Below are 24,698 nucleotides of genomic sequence, written 5' to 3'. Positions count from 1 at the left end.
ATGGCCGCTCCCCGTTCCTCAGCCCGTGGCGGCACTGCTCGTACGGGCACCAAGGCGACCAAGATCCCGCAGGTGTCATGGCGCGACCCGCGGCCGGCACCGCTCGTGCTCGTCTTCGGGCCGGAAGAGGTCTGCGCGGAGCGCGCGATCGCCGGCATCCGCGATTATCTGCGCGCCGAAGACCCCGCGCTCGAGATCAGTGATGTGCGTGCCGACGACTACGCCCCTGGCACGCTCCTGTCGCTCACCTCGCCCTCGCTGTTCGGCGAGCCGCGGCTCGTGCGCGTGTCCGGCGTCGAGAAGTGCTCGGATGCCTTCCTGCAGGAGGCAGTGTCGTATCTGAACAACCCGCAGGAAGGCGCGACCGTGCTGCTGCGCCACACGGGTGCGAGCGTGCGGGGCAAGAAGCTGCTCGACGCGCTGCGCGCAGGTACAGGCGGTGGGATCGAGATCCCCTGCCTCGCGGTGAAACGCGACGGGGATCGCGTCGATTTCGCGGCGGGAGAGTTCGCGGCGGCGAAGAAGCGCATCGCCCCCGCAGCGCTCAGAGCACTCGTGTCGGCGTTCGCCGACGACCTGACCGAACTCGCGGCGGCGTGCCAGCAGCTGATCCGCGACGTCGAGGGCGACATCGCCGAAGAGACCGTGACCAAGTACTACGGCGGGCGGGTCGAGGTGTCGGCGTTCGTCGTCGCTGACACGGCGATATCCGGCCGCTACGGTGAGGCACTCGTGGCGCTGCGGCACGCGCTCGACTCCGGAGCCGACCCTGTTCCCATGGTCGCCGCGTTCGCCATGAAGCTGCGGACCATGGCACGAGTGGCCGGTCAGCGCGAGCCGAGCCGCAGTCTCGCCCAGCGTCTGGGCATGAAGGACTGGCAGGTCGATCGGGCCAAGCGCGATCTCAACGGGTGGAACGAGCGCTCACTGGGCCTCGCCATCCAGGCGACCGCGCGCGCGGATGCCGAGGTCAAGGGCGCTGCGCGCGATCCGATCTTCGCGCTGGAGCGCATGGTGACGGTCATCGCCACTCGCGCTCCGTTCGGTGAGTAGCGCACACGCCGGCACAACGTCTCCGCAAACGAAAGAACCCGCCCCAGCGGGACGGGTTCTTTCAGAAGTCTCAGCTCAGAGAGCCGCGACCTGCTTGGCGATCGACGACTTGCGGTTCGCAGCCTGGTTCTCGTGCAGCACGCCCTTGCTGACGGCCTTGTCGAGCTTCTTCGACGCGACCTTCAGCGCTGCCTCAGCAGCAGCCTTGTCGCCCTTGGCGATGGCCTCGCGGGTACCGCGGACGAGGGTCTTGAGTTCGCTCTTGACGGCCTTGTTGCGCGCCGTAGCCTTCTCGTTGGTCTTGTTGCGCTTGATCTGCGACTTGATGTTTGCCACGCGTGGAAACTTTCGTTCAGGGATGGATGGGATGTGCCGTGAGCAGGAAGAGGGCTGCTGTCGGGCGATCGTGAGGGAAGAACCCACACGCAAGCCAAGAACCAACTCTACCAGGTCTGGCGGGAATCCATCGCGCGCCACTGTCGCAGAGCCCCGTGCATGCGGCAAGCTGAGCGCTATCGACCCGAAGGAGTCATCCATGACGGATGCGACTGCCCGAACCTTCCCCGTGCCTGCCGGTCTGCGATGGTCTGCGGCGACGGCGGCCTTCCAGGTCGAGGGTGCGCGCCGTGCCGACGGACGCGGACCGTCCATCTGGGACGACTTCGTCGACACCGACGGTCTCGTGAAGGACGGCTCGACGGCAGAACCCGGCCCGGACAGCTACCGCCGCAGCAACGAGGACATCGCGCTGCTGCAGGGCCTCGGCGTCGACAGCTATCGCTTCTCGATCTCGTGGGTGCGTGTGCAGCCGGATGGACGCGGACCCGCCCAGCCCGCCGGCCTCGCCTACTACGACCGCCTGGTCGACGGGCTTCTCGATGCAGGGATCGAGCCGTTCCCCACGCTGTATCACTGGGATCTGCCGGCGGTCCTCGAACTCAGTGGCGGGTGGGTGCAACCCGCGACGGGCTCCGAAGCCGACCAGAGCGCCGCCCACGTGTACGACCTGATTCACAACCGTCTGTTCGCCGACCCGGTGCTGACCGGCGCCTATCCCGACCTCGCCGCTCTCGGTGTCGAGATGCCGGTGCACGACGGCGACATGGAGCTGATCTCGACAGCATCCGAGTTCTACGGCATCAACTTCTACAACCCGACGACGATCGCGGCAGCCCCGGAGGGCGCACCGGTGCCGTTCGTGCAGGTGCCGACGCCCGGTGTCGCGCATACCGGATTCGGGGAGCTGTGGGGGATCCAGCCGCACGCGCTCACCACTTTCCTGACAGACGCCGCACAACGTTACGGCGACCGTCTGCCTCCGATCATCATCGGTGAGAACGGCGCGTCCTTCCCCGAGCCCGACGAGGTCAGTGGTACCCTCGCCGACGATCGGCGGATCGACTATCTCGCGTCTCATATCGGCGCGGTGGCGGATGCTGTCGCCCAGGGCGTCCGCGTCGACGAGTACACGGTGTGGAGCCTGCTCGACAACTTCGAATGGGCGGACGGCTTCGCACAGCGCTTCGGCCTCGTGCATGTGGACCAGCAGACGTCGAAGCGCACGCCCAAGGCGTCCTACGAGTGGTACCGGTCGCTGATCGCCGAGGCGAAGTCCGCGCGGGCGCGAGCATGAAGGCGCTGATGCCGCGTGACGGTCGCGTGGGCGGTGGATGGCTCTCGCTGTTCGCGCTCGCCTGGCTGGCGGTGTGGACCGTGCAGCTCACGCCGGTGCAGCTTCTGCTTCCGCTGCAGCTGGACACGCCTGGCGGTCAGAACGACTGGATCACCGGCGTCGTCTGGTCAGGGCTCATCCTCTCGGTCGGCGGCATCGCCGGAGTGATCGCCGGACCCGTCGCGGGCATGCTCTCGGATCGCACGGGTTCACGGTGGGGGCGCCGACGCCCCTGGGCGGTCGGCGGCTCGTCACTGACAGCGGTGTCGCTCCTGCTCACCGGGGCGGCGACCGAGCCGCTGGCAGTGGGAGCGGCCTGGATCGGCGTCTCCGTCGGCATCGCCGTGGTCTCTGCGGCGCTCACCGCGATGATCGCCGATCAGGTGTTCGCGCAACGGGGCACGGCATCCGCCTTCGTGAGCTCCGCACAGGCGGTCGGAATCGTCGTCGGAGTCGGCGCGGTCGTGCTGCTCGGGCTCGGAATAGGCGCCAGCTACGTCGTGCTCGCCATCTTCATCCTGGTGATCGGGATCGGCACCGCAGCACTGCTCCCGGATCCGCCGGCCGGAGGGAAGCGTCCGGTCGCACAGCATCCGGTCCCAGGGCGGGACTGGCGCGAGCGCACGGGAATCCTGCGCGATCGGAACTTCATGTGGGTGCTCGCCAGCCGTCTCGCGGTGAACATCGGCAATGCGCTGGGAACTGCGCTGCTGCTGTTCTTCCTGCTCTACGGCGTCGGCTCGCCCGCCGCCACGGCAGAAGACGATCTGCTGGTGCTGATCGTGATCTACACGATCTTCGTGGTCGCGGCATCCCTCGCCGCAGGCTCGCTCTCCGACCGCACAGGGCGCCGCAAGCCGATCGTGATCATCGCGGCGCTCGTGCAGGCGTTATCCGCCGTCATGATCCTCATCTCGCCGACGTTCATCGGCACCGCGATCGCGGCCGGAGTCATGGGGGTCGGATACGGCGCTTATATGGCGGTGAGTCTTGCACTCGCCACGGATCTGCTGCCGCGGGTCAAGGACCACGCGCGCGATCTCGGCATCGTCAACGTGTCCGCCACCCTCGGTCAGCTCCTCGGACCGCTGCTCGGAGCCGGCCTCGTGGCGCTCGTCGGCGGATTCTGGCTGCTCTTCCTCGTGGCCGGCATCCTCTCGGTCATCGGCGCGGTCATGACGGTTGCAGTGCGTCCTGCTCGAGCGTCGCGACAGCCACATCCAGCAGCGCGTTGAACACGCGAGGTCGCATCGCGGTGATGAGATGCGAGGTGCGCGGTACGACGATGAGCTCGGAGTGCGGTGTGAGCCGCCGGAACAGCAGCTCCTGAGGACGCAGCTGGTCGAATTGGCCGTTGATCCACCACAGCGGCATGCGAAGTCTGTGCACGTCGGCGGCGAGGTCGAGCGCGGCCAGGCTCGCCAGTGCGACGTCCTGCGCGTCGAAGGCGTAGCCGCCGGCGGCGAAGTCGGCCCTGGTCTCGTCGGGAAGCGTCGCAGCGAGAACGCGGGTGGTGAGCCACAGACCCTTGTCCGGAAGGGAATTGAATCTGCGTGCGAGGAACCTGTAGGCGGCGAGGCCGGCGCCACGGGGGAGTGCGGTGCATGAAGCGCCGATGAAGCCGGCGACCGGGGGCGGATCCTCGGCACCGGCGTAGGCGATCGAGAGCAACCCACCCATCGAGTGGCCCACGAGCAGGACAGTACCTCGCGCCGCCGCATCCCGCACCGCACGGTCGATCGTCGCCATGGCCGAACCCAGCACGAACGGCTCGGCCATGCGCGTCCCGTGCCCGGGCAGGTCGACCGCCGTGGCTGCGATTCCGCGGTCGGCGAGATGGGCGAGCTGCGCGCGCCACATCGTGGCGGACGTGCGGATGCCGTGCACGAAGACGACCTGGATGCTCATGGCTACAGCATAGGAAAAGCGGGGCCGGTGGATGACCACCGACCCCGCTCGATATTTCGCTCGCTGAGCTTGTCGAAGCGTTACTTCTCCCAGCCCACGTTCTCCACCGGCTGGACGCCGAAGCCGTCCAGGCCCACGTAGGGCTCAGGGGTGAGGTTCGCGAGACCGGTCTTGACAGCCGAGATCGACGGACCGTTGTAGAGCGGGATGAGGCCCCAGTCCTGGAAGATCTCCGCCTCGAGCTTCATCGCGGCAGCGGTCTGCTCTTCAGCAGTCGGGAGGGACTCGACCTCATCCTTGATGCGCTGGTCCATCTCGGCTGACTGCACGCCGGAGAGGTTCAGACCCATGTCCGTGCAGTACAGCTGGCAGAACCAGGCGGCACCGAACGGGTCGGACGAGGTGAACCGGAGCGAGGAGACGTCCCAGTTCTTCGACGTGTAGTCGTTCGAGAAGTCGGTCGAAGGACGGATCTCGATCTGGAAGTCGATTCCGACCTCCTTCATCTGCGCCTGGAGCGACTTTGCGATCGCTTCCTGCGTCGGGTCGTCGCTCCACACGGGGAAGATGACCGAGAGCTTCTCGCCGTCCTTCTCGCGGATCCCGTCTTCGCCCTCGGTCCAGCCCGCCTCTTCGAGGAGAGCCTTGGAGTCGTCGGGGTTGTACTCCCACCCCGCCTCGTCGAGCGCGTTGCTGTAGCCCGGCTGGAACGGGAACAGCGTGAGGGAGCCGGCCGGCTCCTCCTCGTAGTCCAGACCGTTCCAGGCGATCTGCTTCTGCTGGTCGATGTTGATCGCCTTGAAGAACGCCTCGCGGACCTTGACGTCCTCGAACTGCGGCTTGGTGGCATCGACCTGGATCAGCGTGCTCGCGGTCTGCGTAGAACGGTAGATGGTGATGTCATCCATGTCCTTGACCTGTTCCATGCGGTCCTTGGTGCCGACGCCGACCTGGTCGATCTCGTCCGCCTTGAAGGCGTTGATCGAGGCGGCGTCGTCCATGGCCTGGAAAGAGACCTGGTCGAGCAGCGGCTCCTCGCCCCACCACTCGGGGTTCGGAACGAAGGAGACATAACCGCCGTTCGCGTCGAACTTGTCGATCGTGTACGGACCTGCGCCCCACTCGGCGCGCGGGTTGCCGATCATGGCCTCGTTGAACGTGGTCGGGTCGGCCAGCGCGGGGTGGATGATGCCCGTCAGGAACGGCATCTCAGGCCAGGCGAACTCGCCGTCGAACTTGACGATCGCGGTCTTCGCGGTGTCACCCTGCTCGACGGAGGTGATGGCCTTGTAGCCGTCGGTCGCGTTCGGGTTGAACGCTTCGTTGGTGCCGTTGTTCGCCTTCCACGTCGCGTCGATGGCGGTCCAGTCCATGTCGGTGCCGTCGTTCCAGTGCGCCTCATCCGTGAAGGTGAAGGTGATCTGGGTGTTGCCGTCGACCGTGTCGATCTTCCACTCGTCGAGGTACGCGTCGTTCTTGTACGGGGTGCCGTCGTCCTTCTGGAGGAGGATCTGCGGCATGTACCACGCTGCGATACGAGCGGTGTCTGCTGAACCATCACCGTTGAATGAGTTCAGCTGCTCCGGGATCTCCTGGATCGGGAAACGGGCTTCGCCGCCGGTCTGAAGGGCGTCGCGCTCCTGCGGGTTGTAATCCGAGGCCTTGGTCTCGACAGGCTCTCCGCCGCCGTCGCCACTGTTGCCACCGGTGCCGCTCGCGCAGCCCGCGAGGGCAAGTGCGAGGACGCCGCTGAATGCGATCGCCCCCATCAGCTTGTGCTGCTTCATGGTTCTCCTTCCGCCTTTCGGCGTGTCATACAGGGAAGAATAGTTCGGACGATCGCCGAATTCGCGTGGTCGCAGTGAATACCGAGTAACTGTTATCGGACGGTGACCAGCCGTTACCGACCGGAACACGATCAGACCGTCGAGGCCTCGGCCTGCATGGTCTCCGGGTTGAACGCGAGCCGCTCGCGGGTGCGTTCGATGTCCGGATCCGGCACCGGGATCGCCGAGAGAAGCGCCTTGGTGTACGGATGCTGCGGGTTCTCGAAGATGTCGTCGACATCGCCGTGCTCCACGAAATCGCCGAGGTACATGACGGCGACACGGTCGGCGATGTGACGAACCACGGAGAGATCGTGCGCGACGAAAAGGTACGACACGCCGAGTTTGACCTTCAGCTCGTCGAGCAGGTTGATCACTCCGGCCTGGATCGACACGTCGAGGGCAGACACGGGCTCATCGAGGACGATGATCTTCGGGTTTGTCGACAGCGCACGTGCGATGCCGATCCTCTGACGCTGCCCGCCGGAGAAAGCACCGGGGAAACGATCGATGTGGGCGGGATTGAGTCCGACCAGGTCCATCAGCTCCCTGACCCGACGCTGCGCCACGTCCTTCGGCGTGCCGATGGCGCGCAGCGGCTCGGCGCTCACGTCGGCCACGGTCATACGAGGGTCGAGCGCACCCATAGGGTCCTGGAAGACGATCTGGATGTCGCGACGGATCTTGCGCTCGATCGAGTGACTGGTGATGTCGTTGACGCTCGTGCCGTTGATGATGATGTCGCCGTCGTGCTGCTTGACCAGATCCATGATCTGCAGCAGCGTCGTCGTCTTGCCGCTGCCGGACTCGCCGACGATGGCCATCGTCTCGCCCTCGCGGACGTCGAAGCTCACGTTCTTGACCGCGTGCACCTCGCCGACCTTGCGCTTGAAGAACGCACCCTTCATGAGGGGGAACACCTTGTTCAGGTTGCGCACGTCGAGGGTGATCGGACGCTGCTCGCGCGGAGTGCGGGTCAGGTCGCTCTCCGGGATCTCAGGCACCGGGTAGACGGGCAGGCCGCCGATCATGCCGTTCTCATCGATCTCGTGCGCGCGGATGCATGCGGCCTGATGGGGCACGGCCGTGAGCGACGGCACGTCGACCAGGTCGGGCTCGCGCTGACGGCACGCGTCCATCACGATGGGGCAGCGGTCGGCGAACGGGCAGGCATCCGGGAGGTTGATCAGGAGCGGCGGATTGCCCTTGATCGGGGTCAGCGGCTCCTTCTCGGCCTTGTCGACACGGGGGATCGCGCCGAGCAGACCGATCGAATACGGCATCCGCGTGTTGTGGAAGAGCTCGCCGACAGGGGCGTGCTCGATCGGCTTGCCCGCATACATGACCATGACGTCGTCGGCCAGTCGGGCGACGACACCCATGTCGTGGGTGATCATGATCGTCGCGGCACCGGTCTCGGCCTGAGCCTTCTCGATGAGGTCGAGGATCTGCGCCTGGATCGTCACGTCCAGAGCCGTGGTGGGCTCATCCGCGATGATCAGCTTCGGGTTGTTGGCCATCGCGATCGCGATGACGACGCGCTGGCGCATGCCGCCGGAGAACTCATGAGGGAATCCCTTCATGCGCTTCTCCGGCTGCGTGATGCCGACGACACGCAGCAGCTCGATCGAGCGATCCCACGCCTCCTGCTTCGACATGCTGCGGTGCACGGTGAGCGCCTCGATCAGCTGGTCGCCGACAGTGAAGACCGGGGTGAGCGAGGTGAGCGGATCCTGGAAGATCATCGCGATGCCGTTGCCGCGGATGACCGACATCTGCTTGTCCGACTTGCCCAGCAGTTCCTGGCCGTCGTAGATGATCGAGCCCGAGACGCGGGCGTTCTCGTCGAGAAGACCCATGATCGCGAGCGAGGTGACGGACTTGCCAGAGCCGGACTCGCCCACGATGCCGAGGGTCTTGCCGGCTTCGAGGTCGAATGAGACGCCACGGACGGCGTCGACGCGTCCGGCTTCGGACGGGAAGCTGACCGTGAGATCACGGACGGAGAGAACAGTGCTCATGCGCGGCCTCCTGCTGCCGAGGTGGGATCGAGAGCGTCACGCAGACCGTCGGCGACGAGCGCCATGGACACGGTGAGCAACGTCAGCGCCGCTGCGGGGAAGTAGAAGAGCCACGGCGCGCTGGTGATGGTGTTGGCGCCGGAGCCGATCAGGGAGCCCAGCGACACATCGGGGATCTTGACGCCGAAGCCGATGAACGACAGACCGGTCTCGGCCATGACGGCGCCGACGATGCCGAGGGTGAAGTTGATCACGAGCAGCGAGCCGATGTTCGGCAGCAGGTGACGGACCACGATCGTCATGCCGCGCACGCCCATGTAGCGCGCGGCGTGGATGTACTCGCGCTCACGCAGCGAGAGAGCAGTCGTCCAGATCACGCGAGCGGGGAAGTACCAGCCGACGACGAAGATCATGATCAGCGCGATCACGCGCCAGTCACCGCCGGAGCGGTTCGACAGCAGCGAGAGGATGAGGAAGCTCGGGATCACCATCATGAAGTGGATGACGGTGAGGGTGATCTTCTCGGTCCAGCCGCCGAAGTACGCCGCTGCGGTGCCGACCAGTGCCGAGATGATCGTCGTGCCCACCGACACGGTCACGGCGATCATCAGCGAGCGCTGCAGGCCGATCGCGACCTGGGCGAACGTGTCGTTGCCCGACGGAGTGGTACCGAACCAGTGCTCGGCGGACGGCGGCGTGCCCAGGTTCAGGAAGTCGAGTTCGATGTGGTCGTACTTCGCGATCAATGGCCCGATGATCGCGAACAGCACCAGCAGGAGGAAGATCACGATGCCGCCGACGGCGGGCTTGTTGCGCATGAAACGCCGCGTGTACAGCGTCCATTTCGACAGCGCCTTGGTGTCCGACTGCTCGGGCAGCACTGGGCCCGCGGGGGCAGCGACGGTGGGGTCGATCATTTCGCTCATGGTCAGTTCACCCTCACTCGCGGGTCGAGAACGACGACCACGACGTCGGAGAGGATCGCCCCGAGCGCGGTCAGGAGTCCGGCGAAGGCCGCGGTGGCGACCACGCCGTGGATGTCGCTCTTCACGATGGTCTCGATGAAGTACTTGCCCATACCGTTCCAGGCGAAGATCGTCTCGGTGAGCACAGCGCCGGTGAACACGGCGGGGATGCTGAACGCGACCTGCGTTGCGACGGGGATGAGGGATGTGCGCAGCGCGTGCTTGCGGATCGCCTGCGGCTTGGTGAGCCCCTTCGCACGGGCGGTGCGCACGTAGTCGGCATTGATGTTGTCGAGCAGCAGCGAGCGCTGAAGGAAGTGCGTGCCGGCGTAGCCGACGATCACGAGTCCGATGGTCGGGAGCGCGAGGTGCTGCAAGGCGTCTATTAGTACGGGGAAGAACCCCTCCACGCCCTTGCTCGAGGAGCCGGTCACGTAGAACACGCGGACGCCGAGCCAGTCGTTGAACGCGATCGCGAGGAGCACGAGGCCGAGGGCTGCGACGATGACGTTGATGTTCATCGTGATGATCGAGGTCGCCTGGCCGATGCGGTCGGCGAGCTTGTACTGCCGTGACGCCGTGTAGACGCCGAGTGCGATGCCGAGGACGGTCATGATGATCGTCGCGCCGAGCACGAGCTCCGCGCTGATCCACATGCGATATGCGACCTGCTCGTTGACGGAGCCGCCGGTCGGGCTCACGCCCCAGTCCCAGCGGAAGATCACCCCGCTGAACCAGTTCCACCACCGCTCCCAGATCGGGACGTTGGAGTCCAGATTGCGGGGGAGGAGAAGGTTGGAGATCTGCTCTTCGCTGAGCGGTGGGCGGCGGCCGACGTAGTTGTTCCGCGGGTTGAGGAAGCCCCAAGCCAGGAAGTACGTGATGTTGGTCGCTACCACGATCATCAACAACCAGCCGAGGGTACGGCGGAGGAGATACTTGATCAAGGTTTTGTCTTTCTCTTTTACAACGCGCTCGGGATCGTCCGATGCGGCGCTGAATCGGGAGGATCGCCCGTGGCACTCAGTCTCACGGATCTGAACCAAGGCAACCTCGGGAGACTATCACCCGTCAAGTCGAATCGGGGATTACGACCCCCTGAACGTAGAATCGTCGGAACATGTCCCCACGCGCTCTCACTCCGCTGTCGCCTTCCGCGACGCCGCCTTCGCAGATCCGCAACTTCTGCATCATCGCCCACATCGACCACGGCAAGTCGACGCTCGCCGACCGCATGCTCCAGATCACCGGCGCCGTCTCCGACCGCGACATGCGCGCTCAGTATCTCGACCGCATGGACATCGAGCGCGAACGAGGCATCACGATCAAGAGCCAGGCGGTGCGGATGCCGTGGGCATCCATTTCGGATGCTGCGATCCCTGAGCCTGTCGAAGGGTCAGCGACCACCTACGCGCTGAACATGATCGACACTCCTGGCCACGTCGACTTCACCTATGAGGTGTCTCGCTCGCTGGCAGCGTGCGAGGGCGCGATCCTGCTCGTCGACGCGGCGCAGGGCATCGAGGCGCAGACACTCGCGAACCTGTATCTCGCTCTCGAGAACGACCTGCACATCATCCCCGTGCTCAACAAGATCGATCTTCCGGCCGCGGATCCCGACAAGTTCGCCAAGGAGCTCGCCGATCTCATCGGCGGCAGGCCGGAAGACGTGCTTCGCGTGTCCGGCAAGACGGGCGTCGGTGTCGAAGAGCTGCTCGACCGCATCGTGCGGGACATCCCGGCGCCGAAGGGCGACGCGGATGCTCCGGCGCGGGCCATGATCTTCGATTCCGTCTACGACTCCTATCGCGGCGTCGTGACCTACGTGCGCATGATCGACGGAAGCCTGTCGCCGCGCGAGCGCATCCAGATGATGTCGACACGCGCGAACCACGAGCTTCTCGAGATCGGGGTCTCCAGCCCTGAGCCGATTCCCTCCGAGGGGCTCGGCGTCGGCGAGGTCGGCTATCTCATCACCGGAGTGAAGGACGTCCGCCAGTCGAAGGTCGGAGACACCGTCACGACCAGTCGTGGCGGAGCGACCAAGGCGCTGCCGGGCTACACCGACCCCAAACCGATGGTCTATTCAGGGCTGTACCCGATCGACGGCAGCGACTATTCCGAGCTTCGCGAGGCGCTCGACAAGCTGAAGCTGTCCGACGCGTCCCTCGTGTACGAGCCGGAGACCTCTGTCGCGCTCGGCTTCGGCTTCCGCTGCGGGTTCCTCGGTCTGCTGCACCTCGAGATCATCACGGAGCGACTCACGCGGGAGTTCGACCTGGACCTCATCACCACCGCACCGAGCGTGATCTACGAGGTCACCACGGACACGGGTGAGAAGGTCACGGTGACCAACCCGAGCGAGTATCCGGACGGCAGGGTGGCTTCGGTCGCCGAGCCGATGGTGAAGGCAGCGATCCTGCTGCCCAAGGACTACGTCGGCACGGTCATGGAGCTGTGCCAGTCGCGCCGTGGTTCGCTGCTGGGCATGGAGTACTTCTCCGAGGAGCGCGTCGAGCTGCGGTACAACATGCCGCTCGGCGAGATCGTGTTCGACTTCTTCGATCAGCTGAAGTCGAAGACCCAGGGCTACGCGAGCCTCGACTACGAGCCCTCAGGTCAGCAGGATGCCGATCTGGTCAAGGTCGACGTCCTGCTGCAGGGCGACAAGGTCGACGCATTCAGCGCTATCGTGCACCGCGACAAGGCATACGCCTACGGCACCCTGATGGCGGAGCGACTGCGCAAGCTGATCCCGCGTCAGAACTTCGAAGTGCCGATCCAGGCGGCCATCGGCGCCAGGATCATCGCACGCGAGACGATCCGAGCCCTGCGGAAGGACGTGCTCGCCAAGTGCTACGGCGGTGACATCAGCCGTAAGCGCAAGCTGCTCGAGAAGCAGAAGGAGGGCAAGAAGCGGATGAAGATGGTCGGCCGCGTCGAGGTCCCTCAGGAGGCGTTCATCGCGGCACTGAGCGGCGACGTCGACAGCAAGGAGAAGAAGTAGCGAATGCTCTCCCGCGGTGCGGGGGTGTCTGTTCAGGTAACCCGAAGTAGGCTGGAACTCATGCGGCGCGGGACTTTCCGAGACGACACGGTGGACTATGCCGCCGTCGGGGCTACTCATGCCCCTGATCTGATGCACTATCCGCCGGAGCGCAGCGTGCCGGCCGAGAACTCATGGCGGCTCGGCAGCGGCGAGGATCGTTTCCGATCCGCCGGTGAGGCTCTGCTGTCGTGGACGGCGCAGCGAGCGGCCGGACTCAGCATCGAGGATGTGCGCCCCGCTGCCGGTCCTGCCTATTCCGGCGTCAGCTTCGACGCGGACGGCAACCCGATCGCGCCGAGTACGCGTGAGGTCGAACAGCGCTTCGACGCCGACGGCGTTCCGTTCGTCGGACCGGGGATGACTCTGCACCTGCGCGGACGTGTGGCAGGCATGCGTGCTGACGCCGAGCTTCGCGTGATCTCGGTCACCGAAGAGCGCCGCAGGATCGGCTTCGTGCTCGGGACCGTCGGCGGGTCCGTCGTCAGCGGCGAAGAGCTCTTCGAGATCGAGTGGCGCGACGACGACGAGGTCTGGTTCACCGTGCGAGCGTTCGACGCGCCGAACGCCCTGCTGTATCGGATGTTCCGCACGCTCGTGAAACGCCGCCGCAAAGAGCTCTTCGCGCGCTATCTCCGGGCGATCTCGCCGCTCTACGCGACGCCGCTGTGATTCGTGAAGCCGATGGCGCGCACCTGATGGCCGGCCTCTGATGGGCGGCCCCCTGCCGCTGGGTGATCCGGCGCCCTCGGACGGCCGCCTTCCCTCCGCCCTTCCCATCGACGCCGCGACGCCGTTCTCGGCGTACCTGCACGTACCGTTCTGCCGCGTGCGCTGCGGCTACTGCGATTTCAACACCTACACATCGGGCGAACTGCGGGGTGCGCGCCAGGATGAGTACGCTGACACGCTCTCCGCGGAGATCTCGCTCGCACACCGCGTGCTCTCCGAGGCCGGTGCGCTGCGCCCGATGGACACCGTGTTCTTCGGCGGAGGGACGCCGACGCTGCTCCCGCCTGGCGATCTGGCGCGGATGCTGGGCGCCGCCGTCGATGCGTTCGGCATGACAGAGGGTGCCGAGGTCACCGTCGAGGCGAACCCCGACACAGTGACGCCCGAGGTCGCGCGAACGCTCGCGGATGCCGGGGTCACGAGGCTGTCGGTCGGGATGCAGTCGGCCGTGCCGCACGTTCTCGCAGCGCTCGATCGCACGCACCAGCCGGAGAACGTGCGAACAGCAGTCGAGGCGGCCAAGGATGCCGGACTCGCCGTCAGCGTCGATCTCATCTACGGCGCCCCGGGCGAGACGCTCGGAGACTGGGAGGCGTCTCTGGATGCGGCGCTCGCGCTGGAGTCGGACCACATCTCGGCGTACGCGCTGATCATCGAGGACGGCACGAAGCTCGCACGTCAGATCCGCCGCGGAGAGGTGCCCAGACCGGACGATGACCTGCAGGCCGACATGTACGAACTCGCCGATCAGCGACTCGCCGCCGCTGGGTTCGACTGGTACGAACTGAGCAACTGGGCGCGCAGCGACGAGCAGCGCTCGCGTCACAACCTGGCGTACTGGCGGGGGAGCGACTGGTGGGGGTTCGGTCCTGGGGCGCACAGTCACGTCGCGGGTCTTCGCTGGTGGAACGTGAAGCATCCCGCCGCGTACGCGCAACGGCTCGCGGCATCCGAATCGCCCGCCGCAGGCACGGAGCGACCCGACGCCAAGGCGCACCTTCTGGAGCGCGTGCTGTTGGAGAGCAGGCTGGCGGAGGGCCTCGCGATCGCCGACATCCCGGAGGCCAATCGCGATCGGGTCGCCGGACTCATCGCCGACGGCCTGATCGACGGCGCCGCAGCGCTGCGCGGGCGCGTGCGTCTGACGCTGCGCGGGCGGCTGCTCGCCGATGCCGTCGTGCGTGACCTCACCGGGTGAGCACGACTCCTCATGCCCGAGGTGCCTCGCCGGCTCTCAGCCCGAGCGGGGTAGAATTGGCACTCCTAGTATTCGAGTGCCAGACGGGAAGGGGGCGACGTGGTCAGTGAACGAGGTCTGCAGGTTCTTCGAGCCATCGTGCAGGACTACGTCGAATCGCATGAGCCCGTCGGCAGCAAGTCCATCGTCGACCGGCATTCCTTCGGCGTCTCGGCGGCGACGATCCGCAACGACATGGCGCAGCTCGAGGACGAAGAGCTGATCACTGCGCCGCACACCTCGTCCGGCCGTGTCCCCACCGACAAGGGCTATCGTGTCTTCGTCAACCACCTCGCGCAGCTGCGCCCGCTCTCGACGGCGCAGCGCAGCGCGATCGAGTCCTTCCTCACAGACCCTGCCGATCTCGACGATCTGATGGCTCGCACGGTGCGGGTGCTGACGCAGCTCACCGGTCAGGTCGCACTCGCGCAGTATCCGTCGTTCGCACGCGCGAACCTCACGCATATCGAACTGGTCGCGCTCGCCCCCAACCGCCTGCTCGTGGTTCTCGTGACGGACGCGGGCGGCGTGTCGCAGCGCATCGCCGGATTGCCGATCGATCTGGACGATGCGGATGTCGCGGTGCTGCGCGCGAGGCTGTCCGCGTTGCTCACCGGACAGTCCGTGCGTGAGGCATCCGAGCGCGTGCAGATGCTCATCGGGGCACAGGAGAGCGCACGAACGGATGCGGCGGTGCGAGTACTGGGCGGCATCATCGGCGAAGAGCTGGCGGAGTTCCGTCAGGAGCGACTGGTGATGGCAGGAGCGGCGACTCTGGCCCGGCGCGAGCAGGACTTCCGCGGCAGCATCCATCCCCTTCTCGCCGCGATCGAGGAGCAGGTGACACTTCTGCGCCTGATGAGCGAGATGGTGACCGACGAGCACGGCCTCGCCGCGAGCATCGGCGCGGAGAACGAGCCCTTCGGCCTGCCGGAGGCGTCGATCGTGGCGAGCAATTACCTCACGCATGGCGGCACGGCGCGCGTCGGCGTCATGGGGCCGACGCGAATGGACTATCCGAGCAATCTTGCGGCGGCGCGGGCTGTGGCCCGCTATCTGTCGCGCATGCTCGATGAAGACGAGTCGAGCCGCTGAGGCGGATCGCTCCCACAGTTTGCACATGCAGAAAGGTGATTGTGGCGGACCACTATGAGGTTCTCGGAGTGTCGCGTGACGCGACGACGGACGAGATCAAGAAGGCGTATCGGAAGCTCGCTCGACAGCTGCACCCGGATGTGAATCCTGGGGACGACGCGGCAGAGCGCTTCAAGAGCGTGACCCACGCCTACGACGTGCTCAGCGATGACGATTCGCGTCGCCGGTACGACATGGGCGGCGGAGACGGCGCCAGCAGCGGGGACTTCGGCGGGTTCGGAGGTTTCGGCGACATCTTCGAGACGTTCTTCGGAGCCGCGCAGGGCGGTGGCCGAGGCGGCCGTCCGCGTTCACGTCGCGAACGCGGGCAGGACGCGCTTGTGCGCGTCACGCTCGACCTCGGCGACGTCGTCTTCGGCGCGCACCGTGACATCGAGGTCGATACCGCCGTGCTCTGCGAGACCTGCCAGGGCTCGTGCACGCAGGCGGGCACGTCGCCGGTGACCTGCGACATCTGCGGCGGCTCTGGGCACGTGCAGCGTCAGGTGCGCAGTCTGCTCGGCAATGTCGTGACGTCTCAGCCGTGCGGCACCTGCGAGGGCTACGGCACGACGATCCCGCACCCGTGCGGCACGTGCGCAGGCCAGGGCCGCGTGCGCTCTCGTCGCACCGTCTCCCTCGACATCCCCTCTGGTGTCGAGACCGGGCTGCGCCTGCAGCTTCCGGGCTCGGGTGAGGTCGGCAAGGCCGGCGGCCCGAACGGTGATCTGTACGTCGAGGTCACGGTCTCTCCGCACGCGTCGTTCAGTCGCGACGGCGATGACCTGCTCGCGACGCTCGAGGTGTCGATGTCTGATGCGATCCTCGGCACCGAGACCGCGATCGACGCTCTGGACGGCAAGGTCGACCTCGAGATCCGCCCCGGCGTGCAGTCGGGAGATGTGCTCACGATCAAGGGCCGCGGCATCACGCCGCTGCGCGGCACGCAGCGCGGCGACCTTCGGGTGGGTGTGCAGGTGGTGACTCCGACGAAGCTCGATTCGTCGCAGCGTTCGCTCATCGAGGACTTCGCGAAGAAGCAGAAGGCACCGGGTCCACAGCTCGCGCAGTTCCAGCAGGGACTGTTCTCGAAGCTGCGTGACAGGTTCAGGCACTGAACTTCCGCCACTGATCTGGAGGCCCTATGGCGCTGCACTTCCTCGTGGAGGACTCGGGCTCGGCGAGCACCGGAGACATCGTGTCGCTGACCGGTGCCGAGGCGAAGCATGCCGCGGTCGTACGCCGGCTGCGGGTCGGCGAATCGGTGACGATCGGCGATGGCACCGGCATATGGCTGGACGGCGAGGTGACGGATGTCTCCGCGTCGCGCGTGGATGTTCGCATCGCCGGGCGTGCGGCGATCGAGGCACCGGCGAAACGGCTGGTTCTCGTGCAGGCTCTCGCCAAGGGCGACCGCGACGAGCTCGCGGTGCAGGCGGCGTGCGAGTTGGGCGTCGACGAGGTCGTGCCCTGGCAGGCGTCTCGGAGCATCTCCCGGTGGGAGGGCGCGAAGGCGGTCAAGGGCCGCGAGCGGTGGACGGCGATCGTCCGCGAGGCGTCGAAGCAGGCCCATCGGGCGTGGGTGCCGGAGGTGTCGGCACCGCTTTCGACCGGGCAACTCATCGCGCACGCGGACGGACAGCGGATGCTGGTGCTCGATCCGACCGCGACCTTGCGGCTGTCAGCCGTCGAGCCCGACGATCGTGACCTGATGCTGATCGTCGGCCCCGAGGGCGGCATCGCGCCGGACGAGCTCGAGAAGTTCGAGGCCGCCGGCGCCGAGCGCGTACGCCTCGGCGACACCGTGCTGCGCACCTCGACCGCGGGTCCTGCGGCGATCGCCGTGCTCTCCGCAACTCTCGGCCGCTGGTAGCGCGGACGCTGCTTCGCTCCGCCGGACGCTGCTTCGCTCCGCGGACGGTGCTTCGCTCCGCCGGACGGTGCTTCGCTCCGCCGGACGGTGCTTCGCTCCGCCGGTGGCATTTTCTCGGGTCGTTGAGCGAGCGAAGCGAGACGAAACGGGGTGAGCGAGCGTCAGCGAGTCGAAGCCGAACGCTTCTTCTCACGTCGTTGACGCGCCTGCCATCCGATGACGGCGTCGAGTCCGCCTTCTGCGAACGCGACGCGCTTGGCATGGCTCCACCCTTGGAGTCGCTTCTCCCATGCGAACGCCTCATCGATGCCGTCGAACTCGCCGCACCAGAAGAGGCTCACCGGGAGCCGGCGCTTGGTGTACTCGGCGCCCATTCCGGCTTCGTGCTGCTTCAGCCGCTGATCCAAGTCGATTGTGCTGCCGATATACAGCGTGCCATCGCAGCATCGGAGCATGTATGCATGTGCCATGACGGCACCATAACGACGGCGTCGAAGCCCCGTCAGCGGGTTGTGGATAAGTAGGCGCCTTCGACTCGTCGCTGCGCTCCTCGCTCAAGCCGTTTCGTCTCGCTTCGCTCGCTCAACGACCCGCGGGGGAGTGCAGCGTCGTGCAACACCCTGTGTGGGAGTACGGCTTCGACTCGCTGACGCTCGCTCACCCCGTTTCGTCTCGCTTCGCTCGCTCAACGACCCGCGGGGAGAGCGGTTTCGTCTCGCTTCGCTCGCTCGACGACCCGCGAACAGGGATCCCCCCCAGCCCCGCGCGGATTCCATCCGCCCGAGGGGCCGCGCCACGTAGACTGAGAGGCATGACGGAACCCTCGATCTTCACCCGAATCCTCAACGGTGACGTTCCCGGTGAGATCATCGCGTCCACGGGAAAGCTGTTCGCGATCCGCGACATCTCGCCACAGGCGCCTGTGCACCTGCTCGTGATCCCGAAGACCGACCAGTACCGCGATGTCGTCGAACTCGCCGCGGGCGATCCTGAACTGCTCGCGGAACTCATCGCCTTCGCCGGTGAGCTCGCCGGCGATCACGCCGACGGCGACTTCCGACTCGTGTTCAACACCGGCGCGAACGCCGGGCAGACCGTGTTCCATGTCCACGCCCACATCCTCGCCGGCGGGCTGACGGAGAAGAGCCTCGTTGCCTGACCCCGACTCGACCCCGACCGTCGAGAAGATCTACGTCGACGGCATCGCCATGGTGAGGCTGCTCGGGCCCCAGGACCGCCTGCTGAAGATGCTCGAGAAGCAGCATCCGGACGTGCAGGTGCTCGTCCGCGGCAATGAGATCACCCTCACCGGCGACCGGGAACCCGTCGCCGCGGCCAAGAACCTCGTGGAGGAACTGCTCACGATGACAAGAGAAGGCTACGACCTCGCTCCCAGCGACGTCGAGAGTTCCGCGCGCATGCTCCGCCAGGAAGGCGGTCCCAGGCCCAGCGAGGTTCTCGGCGAAGCGATCCTGTCGACCAGGGGCCGCGTGATCCGGCCGAAGACCATGGGGCAGAAGGAGTACGTCGACGCGATCGAGGAGAACACGATCGTCTTCGGCATCGGCCCCGCCGGAACCGGCAAGACGTACCTCGCGATGGCGAAGGCCGTGCAGGCCCTCCAGCGCAAAGAGGTCACGCGCATCATCCTCACTCGTCCCGCCGTGGAGGCGGGGGAGCGACTCGGGTTCCTTCCCGGCACGTTGAACGACAAGATCGACCCGTATCTGCGCCCGCTCTACGACGCCCTCAATGAGATGATGGATCCCGACGTCGTCCCGCGCCTGATGGCCACGGGCACGATCGAGGTGGCACCCCTCGCGTACATGCGCGGACGAACGCTCAACGACTCCTTCGTCGTGCTCGACGAGGCGCAGAACACCACGCCGGAGCAGATGAAGATGTTCCTGACCCGTCTCGGATTCGGCACGAAGATGGTCGTCACCGGAGACATCACCCAGGTCGACCTGCCACAGGGGGCTTCGGGCCTTCGCCTCGTCACCCGCGTGCTGGACGACATCGAGGACATCCACTTCTCCCGGCTCACCAGCGCCGATGTCGTGCGTCATTCCCTGGTCGGCAGGATCGTCGACGCCTACAGCGAGTACGACGAGCAGCGCACCGCACAGCGGGTGGAACGCGAGCAGGCGCACGCCCTTCGACAGGCTCAGGGACCGGATGCTCGGACGGAACGTCGCGGTGGGCTGCGCCCAGGGCCGAGGGACCGTTCGCCGAAACGAGGACACTCATCATGATCGAGATCAACAACGAGTCGGCCATCGACGTCGACGAGACGGTGCTCCAGCGGCTCACCGACTTCAATCTCGCTCAGCTGCATGTCAGCGCCGATGCCGAGGTCGCTATCGTGCTCGTCGACGAGGGCGCGATGGAAGCTCTCCACGTGCAGTGGATGGACGAGCCGGGCCCGACCGACGTGCTCAGTTTCCCGATGGACGAGCTGCGACCGGGCACGGAAGACCGCCCGACGCCTGCGGGCCTTCTCGGCGACATCGTGCTCTGCCCGCAGGTCGCAGAGGCCCAGGCTCAGGCCGCCGGTCACTCTCTGATGGACGAGCTCATCCTCCTCACCACGCACGGGCTGCTGCACCTGCTCGGATACGACCATGCCGAACCCGAAGAGGAGCGTGAGATGTTCGGGCTGCAGAAGGAGCTGATCCAGGGATTCGCACGCGCCGAACGCGGCCGATGACCGAGGAGATCCTCCTCCTTGTCGCCGCCGTTCTGCTGGTGGCGTTCGGCGGCCTGATGGCAGCCATCGACGCCGCGTACAGCGTCACCTCGCGCGGTGATCTCGCCGAGATGGCGTCCGAGGGACGCAGGGCGCAAGCCCTCTCCCGCATCGCCGACGATCTGGACGCCCACGTCAACGCCATCGCGTTCATCCGCGTCCTCGTGGAGGTGACCGCCGCGGTGCTCGTCACCGTCGCGTTCACGATCATGTTCGAGAACCTCTGGTGGGCCATGCTCGCCGCGGCGATCCTCATGACGGGCATCACCTTCGTCCTGGTCGGCGCGAGTCCGCGCACGTTCGGACGACAGCGCTCGGAGGGCATGATCCGCGGCACGGCATCGATCGTCCGCGGACTGCGCCTCATCCTCGGTCCGATCGCCCAGGGCCTGGTCGTGCTGGGCAACAAGGTCACCCCTGGAACAGGACGCAGCTCGTTCGCGAATGAGGACCAGCTCCTCAGCATGGTCGACGAGGCGGCCTCGAACGATCTCATCGAAGAGGACGACCGCGACCTCATCCACTCCGTGTTCGATTTCACCGACCAGTTCGTGCGCGCCGTCATGGTGCCGCGCACCGAGATGGTGACGGTCGATGCCGAGGCCACGAACAGCGAGGCGATGGCCCTGTTCCTGCAACGCGGCGTATCGCGGATGCCGGTTGTCGATGATGACGCGGACGACGTCGTCGGCGTGCTCTACCTCAAGGACCTGGTGCAGTTCGCGTATCGCGACGACAGTGCGTGGCGCGCAGCATCCATCCGCCCGATCGCGAGGCCGGCCACGTTCGTGCCGGAATCGATGCGCGCCGAGACGCTGTTGCAGCAGATGAAACGCGATGCCGTGCACGTGTGCCTCGTGATCGACGAGCATGGCGGCATCTCCGGACTCGTCACCTTGGAAGACCTGATCGAAGAGCTCGTGGGCGAGATCTCCGACGAGTACGACCATGCCGCCGCCGAGGTGGTGGAGATGGGCGAGGGCCGCTACCGCGTCAGCGCCCGATTGTCGCTGGACGACGTCGGCGACCTGTTCGGCATCGAACTCGAGGACGAGGACGTGGATTCGATCGGCGGTCTGCTCGGCAAGGCCGTGGACCAGATCCCTCAGCCCGGCGTGACCGCCACGATCGACGGACTGACACTGACCGGCGGCGCGTCGCGCGGCCGGGGCAGGGGCATCGCCACGGTGTTCGTGGAACGCGCCGCCGGCGCCGGTGAAGAGACGCACGATGGAGACACACGATGACTGACACCTTCCGCAGCGGATTCGCGACCTTCGTCGGGCGTCCCAACGTCGGAAAGTCCACTCTGACGAACGCTCTGGTCGGCGAGAAGATCGCCATCACCAGCGAGAAGCCGCAGACGACCAGGCGCGCGATCCGCGGCATCCTGAACCGCCCTGGCGGTCAGCTCGTGATCGTCGACACCCCCGGGATCCACAAGCCTCGCACCCTGCTCGGCGAGCGCCTCAACGATCTCGTGGAGCAGGTGCTCGGCGACGTCGATGTGATCGGTTTCTGCGTGCCGGCGACCGAGAAGGTCGGGCCCGGCGACCGTCGCATCGCGGCGTCGTTGGACGGCTACGCGCGGGCGAAGAAGGTCGCGATCGTCACGAAGACCGATATCGCCGACCACAAGCAGATCACCGAGCGGCTCATCGAGGTCGATGCCCTGCGGGAGGACTGGGCAGCCGTCATTCCGCTGTCCGCGCTCACACGTGAGCAGCTCGACGTGCTCACCGATGAGATGCTGTCGATGATGCCGAAGGGGCCGGCGCTGTACCCGGAGGGGATCACGACCGACGAGTCGCAGGAGGACCGGATCGCGGAGATGATCCGCGAGGCCGCTCTGGAGGGTGTGCGCGACGAGTTGCCGCACTCGATCGCGGTCGTCATCGATGACGTGGCGCCGCGCGAGAACAGCGACCTCACCGACGTGCACGCGCAGATCGTCGTCGAGCGCGACAGCCAGAAGGCGATCATCATCGGACACAAGGGCAAGCGACTGGCGGATGTCGGAAAGCGGGCACGTGTCGGCATCGAAGACCTGCTCGGCACGCGGGTCTTCCTCGCACTGCATGTGAAGGTCGCGAAAGAATGGCAGCGCGACCCGAAGCAGCTGGGACGCCTGGGTTTCTGACAAGCTGGCCGAATCAACCGTTAAATCAACTTTAAATACCGTAAAGTTGATTTATACGGATTTCAAATGGCTGGAGCTGATGTGGGCACGTTCGTCGAAAGACTGTGGCAGTCCGCGGAACACGGACAGCTCAGCCGACGTGATCGTGCTCCCGGTCGTTATCTCGCGTATGTGCCCGACGAACTCGGCAGCGCTCTTCCCGAACTCGGACCCGAGGCTCGAGAGGCGGCAGAGGATGCTCTCGCCGTTCTTGCGCGAGCCGATGAGCGTATCTCGGCGCAAGGTGGATACCTGAACCACCTCTTGATCCGCTCAGAAAGCATCTCCTCGTCGTGGATCGAGGGCAACCGCATCACACCGAAGCGGTTGGCTGTCGCCGAGCTGTTGCGGCAAGGTTCGCGCATCGCGCTCGAAGTCGTGGCCAACGTTCGCGCCACTGAAGATGCGATAGCGATCCTGTCGGATCGACGCCAACCGATCACAGTCGTGGACATAGAGCGACTGCAGCATGTCATCGAACCGTCGTTGGAGCCAGGACTGCGACGCGAGCAGAACTGGGTGGGGGGCGCGGGATGGAGTCCGCTCCGTGCGGACTTCGTGCCTCCTCCTGAATCGGAGGTTCCTCGACTTGTCGACGACCTTGCGCGTTTTCTCACCTCGACTGAAGGAAATGCGGTTGTCAGGGCCGCGATCGCACATGCGCAGTTCGAGACGATCCACCCGTTCGTCGATGGGAACGGGCGCACCGGACGCGCGCTGATTCACACGGTGCTGCGCCGCAGCGATGCATTGCGAAACATCTTGGTGCCGATCAGTACCGTGTTCGCCGGTGACACGAACGCCTATATTTCAGGCCTTGGCGCGTTTCGTTCGAAACCTCAGCGCCTCGACGACTGGATCGTCGGATTTTCAGCGGCTGCTGTACAGGCAGCCGAGAATGCGATCCAGTTGTACGGGGATATCGAGAGATTGCAACAGGAGACGATGCGCACGTTGATCGACTTTCGAACGACACGTGGGATTTCGCCGGCCGCGCCGCGAAAGGGGGCCGTCGTGCTGCGCATCGTCGATGACCTTGCCTCGAACCCTGTGCTCACCGTGACCACCGCCGCGGTGCGTCATGAGGTCTCGATCGCAGCCGTGCACAAAGCACTGACGGAGCTCGCTGATGCCGGGATCCTCGGACGCAGCACCGATCACAAGGGCAAGCTCGTCTGCTGGACGGCCGATCGGCATCTGGCGCTTGTGGCGCTGACAGAACGCGGCAATCGCGTCGGGGCTGGTGACACCGAGAACCGCCGACCAAGATCGGGACCGCCAGTCCCGGACGCCGAGCACGTGGGTGTCCTACGCAGGAAGAATCGGGAACAGTGATGGCCTGCGCAGATAGGCGACGAGGTCGTGGCCTTCCGCGTCAGCGGCGGCTACGCCACGGAGATCACGATCCCCGCCGAGAAGGCCTTCGCGAAGCCGGCCGCACTCACGCATGCGGCCGCGGCAAACCTCCTGCTCGCCGGCACCACCGCGACCGAGATGCTCGCCGTCACCCACGCGGCGGCCGGCGAGACTATTCTGCTGCACGGCGCATCAGGGGCCGTCGGCGTCAGCGTGCTGCAGCAGGCCGCGCACCGCGGCATTCACGTCATCGGTACCGCAAGTGAGTCCCGATTCGACGAGGTGCGCCGATTCGGGGGCACCCCGATCATGTATGGCGAAGGACTCGCCGACCGTGCGCGTGATGCTGCCGGCGGTGAGTTCGCCGCAGCGCTGGATGCCGTGGGCACCGACGAAGCGATCGACGTGTCGCTGGAGCTCGTCGCCGACCGGGAGCGCATCGTCACGATCGCAGCGGCGGGTCGCGCCCGCGCGGAAGGATTGCGTTGGATCGTCGGCTCGGCACCGGACAGTTCCGGTTTTCGCGATAGCATCCGCGGTGAGCTCGTAGATCTCGCCGGGCGCGGAATGCTGGAAGTACCGGTGTCTCGCACGTATCCGCTGTCGCGGGCGCTGGAGGCGACCAGGTTCCTTGCCGAGGGACATGCCGCGAACCCGATCGCTTTTAGGCGGAGACCGGCGCCGTGGTGCCTGTGCACAATCGTGCGCGCATGCGTGTGATCCCGCTCAGAGACGATGTCGAACATTCAGTCACAGAAGTGAAGGCGCGGTTGAGGCTTCTCAACACGAGGAGTACTCCGCGTCGATGATCGTACGAGCAGAACTGGGGGCTGGACTCGTTCGTTTCAGTCGATGAAGGGCGGTGAACGCCGCGCTCACGTGGTGTCTCGCGGCATCCCGCTCCTCACGGCAGACCGGGGATTCTCGCGCTTTCCCGGTCTTGATCT

23 protein-coding genes are annotated in these 24,698 nt (G+C 66.0%); 16 read left to right on the top strand and 7 right to left on the bottom strand.

Annotated elements, in window-relative coordinates; translation table 11 throughout:
- Complete coding sequence (holA, locus tag JF52_RS0114610; protein ID WP_033107284.1) at nucleotides 1–1,053, top strand: DNA polymerase III subunit delta; 1,053 nt, start codon at nucleotides 1–3, stop codon at nucleotides 1,051–1,053.
- A 75-nt stretch (nucleotides 1,054–1,128) separates the two neighbouring features.
- Here holA and rpsT read toward each other — a convergent pair whose 3' ends face one another.
- Nucleotides 1,129–1,389, bottom strand: coding sequence for a 30S ribosomal protein S20 (rpsT, locus tag JF52_RS0114605; protein WP_033107283.1), 261 nt, complete (start codon nucleotides 1,387–1,389; stop codon nucleotides 1,129–1,131).
- A gap of 199 nt (nucleotides 1,390–1,588) precedes the next feature.
- Between rpsT and JF52_RS0114600 the strand changes: the two genes are divergently transcribed.
- A complete protein-coding gene (locus JF52_RS0114600) occupies nucleotides 1,589–2,686 on the top strand; it encodes a glycoside hydrolase family 1 protein (RefSeq protein WP_033107282.1) in 1,098 nt (365 codons plus the stop codon).
- An 8-nt stretch (nucleotides 2,687–2,694) separates the two neighbouring features.
- The gene (locus tag JF52_RS0114595; protein WP_084595889.1) at nucleotides 2,695–3,960 is read left to right on the top strand and encodes an MFS transporter; all 1,266 of its coding nucleotides are present in this window, start codon (nucleotides 2,695–2,697) and stop codon (nucleotides 3,958–3,960) included.
- Here the strand turns inward: JF52_RS0114595 and JF52_RS0114590 are convergent.
- The 5 genes from JF52_RS0114590 to JF52_RS0114570 all read right to left on the bottom strand — a co-directional run bounded on the left by JF52_RS0114590 (nucleotide 3,899) and on the right by JF52_RS0114570 (nucleotide 10,392).
- Nucleotides 3,899–4,633 (bottom strand): alpha/beta fold hydrolase, encoded by a 735-nt coding sequence (locus JF52_RS0114590; RefSeq protein WP_033107281.1) that lies wholly within the window; start codon nucleotides 4,631–4,633, stop codon nucleotides 3,899–3,901. The two genes, JF52_RS0114595 and JF52_RS0114590, sit on opposite strands and share 62 nt — an antisense overlap.
- Before the next feature lie 80 nt (nucleotides 4,634–4,713).
- The gene (locus tag JF52_RS0114585) at nucleotides 4,714–6,420 is read right to left on the bottom strand and encodes an ABC transporter family substrate-binding protein (protein ID WP_033107280.1); all 1,707 of its coding nucleotides are present in this window, start codon (nucleotides 6,418–6,420) and stop codon (nucleotides 4,714–4,716) included.
- Between the two features lie 131 nt (nucleotides 6,421–6,551).
- Entirely contained in the window at nucleotides 6,552–8,480 is a 1,929-nt protein-coding gene (locus JF52_RS0114580; protein WP_033107279.1) for an ABC transporter ATP-binding protein, read from the bottom strand.
- Nucleotides 8,477–9,406, bottom strand: a complete 930-nt coding sequence (locus tag JF52_RS0114575; protein ID WP_234001208.1) for an ABC transporter permease — start codon at nucleotides 9,404–9,406, stop codon at nucleotides 8,477–8,479. The genes JF52_RS0114580 and JF52_RS0114575 overlap by 4 nt, the downstream gene beginning before the upstream one ends.
- 2 nt (nucleotides 9,407–9,408) lie before the next feature.
- On the bottom strand, nucleotides 9,409–10,392 hold the full coding sequence (locus JF52_RS0114570; protein WP_033107278.1) for an ABC transporter permease: 984 nt from the start codon (nucleotides 10,390–10,392) through the stop codon (nucleotides 9,409–9,411).
- A 173-nt stretch (nucleotides 10,393–10,565) separates the two neighbouring features.
- Between JF52_RS0114570 and lepA the strand changes: the two genes are divergently transcribed.
- The 6 genes from lepA to JF52_RS0114540 all read left to right on the top strand — a co-directional run bounded on the left by lepA (nucleotide 10,566) and on the right by JF52_RS0114540 (nucleotide 17,467).
- Nucleotides 10,566–12,452, top strand: a complete 1,887-nt coding sequence (gene lepA / locus JF52_RS0114565; RefSeq protein WP_033107277.1) for a translation elongation factor 4 — start codon at nucleotides 10,566–10,568, stop codon at nucleotides 12,450–12,452.
- A 60-nt stretch (nucleotides 12,453–12,512) separates the two neighbouring features.
- Nucleotides 12,513–13,163: a DUF1990 family protein gene (locus JF52_RS0114560; RefSeq protein ID WP_033107276.1), complete on the top strand. Its 651-nt coding sequence runs from the start codon at nucleotides 12,513–12,515 to the stop codon at nucleotides 13,161–13,163.
- 40 nt (nucleotides 13,164–13,203) lie between these two features.
- Nucleotides 13,204–14,421, top strand: coding sequence for a radical SAM family heme chaperone HemW (gene hemW, locus JF52_RS0114555; RefSeq protein WP_033107275.1), 1,218 nt, complete (start codon nucleotides 13,204–13,206; stop codon nucleotides 14,419–14,421).
- Nucleotides 14,422–14,520: 99 nt separating this feature from the next.
- Nucleotides 14,521–15,555 carry a heat-inducible transcriptional repressor HrcA gene (hrcA, locus tag JF52_RS0114550; protein ID WP_033107274.1) on the top strand — a complete coding sequence of 345 codons (1,035 nt, stop codon included), beginning with the start codon at nucleotides 14,521–14,523 and terminating at the stop codon, nucleotides 15,553–15,555.
- A gap of 41 nt (nucleotides 15,556–15,596) precedes the next feature.
- A complete protein-coding gene (gene dnaJ / locus JF52_RS0114545) occupies nucleotides 15,597–16,712 on the top strand; it encodes a molecular chaperone DnaJ (RefSeq protein WP_033107273.1) in 1,116 nt (371 codons plus the stop codon).
- A 26-nt stretch (nucleotides 16,713–16,738) separates the two neighbouring features.
- On the top strand, nucleotides 16,739–17,467 hold the full coding sequence (locus tag JF52_RS0114540) for a 16S rRNA (uracil(1498)-N(3))-methyltransferase (RefSeq protein WP_033107272.1): 729 nt from the start codon (nucleotides 16,739–16,741) through the stop codon (nucleotides 17,465–17,467).
- Nucleotides 17,468–17,628: 161 nt separating this feature from the next.
- Here JF52_RS0114540 and JF52_RS0114535 read toward each other — a convergent pair whose 3' ends face one another.
- Nucleotides 17,629–17,937: a GIY-YIG nuclease family protein gene (locus tag JF52_RS0114535; RefSeq protein WP_033107271.1), complete on the bottom strand. Its 309-nt coding sequence runs from the start codon at nucleotides 17,935–17,937 to the stop codon at nucleotides 17,629–17,631.
- 341 nt (nucleotides 17,938–18,278) lie between these two features.
- Here JF52_RS0114535 and JF52_RS0114530 point away from each other — a divergent pair, with 341 nt between their 5' ends.
- The 7 genes from JF52_RS0114530 (at nucleotide 18,279) to JF52_RS0114500 (ending at nucleotide 24,471) form a co-directional block, all read left to right on the top strand.
- Complete coding sequence (locus JF52_RS0114530) at nucleotides 18,279–18,626, top strand: HIT domain-containing protein (RefSeq protein ID WP_033107270.1); 348 nt, start codon at nucleotides 18,279–18,281, stop codon at nucleotides 18,624–18,626.
- A 49-nt stretch (nucleotides 18,627–18,675) separates the two neighbouring features.
- Nucleotides 18,676–19,722, top strand: a complete 1,047-nt coding sequence (locus tag JF52_RS0114525) for a PhoH family protein (RefSeq protein ID WP_084595888.1) — start codon at nucleotides 18,676–18,678, stop codon at nucleotides 19,720–19,722.
- Complete coding sequence (gene ybeY, locus JF52_RS0114520) at nucleotides 19,716–20,177, top strand: rRNA maturation RNase YbeY (RefSeq protein WP_033107268.1); 462 nt, start codon at nucleotides 19,716–19,718, stop codon at nucleotides 20,175–20,177. Before JF52_RS0114525 ends, ybeY begins: the two co-directional genes overlap by 7 nt.
- Complete coding sequence (locus JF52_RS0114515) at nucleotides 20,174–21,463, top strand: hemolysin family protein (protein WP_033107267.1); 1,290 nt, start codon at nucleotides 20,174–20,176, stop codon at nucleotides 21,461–21,463. Before ybeY ends, JF52_RS0114515 begins: the two co-directional genes overlap by 4 nt.
- Nucleotides 21,460–22,356: a GTPase Era gene (era, locus tag JF52_RS0114510; protein ID WP_033107266.1), complete on the top strand. Its 897-nt coding sequence runs from the start codon at nucleotides 21,460–21,462 to the stop codon at nucleotides 22,354–22,356. The genes JF52_RS0114515 and era overlap by 4 nt, the downstream gene beginning before the upstream one ends.
- Before the next feature lie 366 nt (nucleotides 22,357–22,722).
- The gene (locus JF52_RS0114505) at nucleotides 22,723–23,730 is read left to right on the top strand and encodes a Fic family protein (RefSeq protein WP_235272450.1); all 1,008 of its coding nucleotides are present in this window, start codon (nucleotides 22,723–22,725) and stop codon (nucleotides 23,728–23,730) included.
- 27 nt (nucleotides 23,731–23,757) lie between these two features.
- Nucleotides 23,758–24,471: a zinc-binding dehydrogenase gene (locus JF52_RS0114500; RefSeq protein WP_327036969.1), complete on the top strand. Its 714-nt coding sequence runs from the start codon at nucleotides 23,758–23,760 to the stop codon at nucleotides 24,469–24,471.
- The last annotated feature ends 227 nt before the right edge of the window (nucleotides 24,472–24,698 follow it).

The sequence above is a fragment of the Microbacterium profundi genome (genome assembly GCF_000763375.1).
GTDB classification, from domain to species: Bacteria; Actinomycetota; Actinomycetes; order Actinomycetales; family Microbacteriaceae; genus Microbacterium; species Microbacterium profundi.
This window is presented reverse-complemented; position numbering and strand designations above follow the sequence as displayed.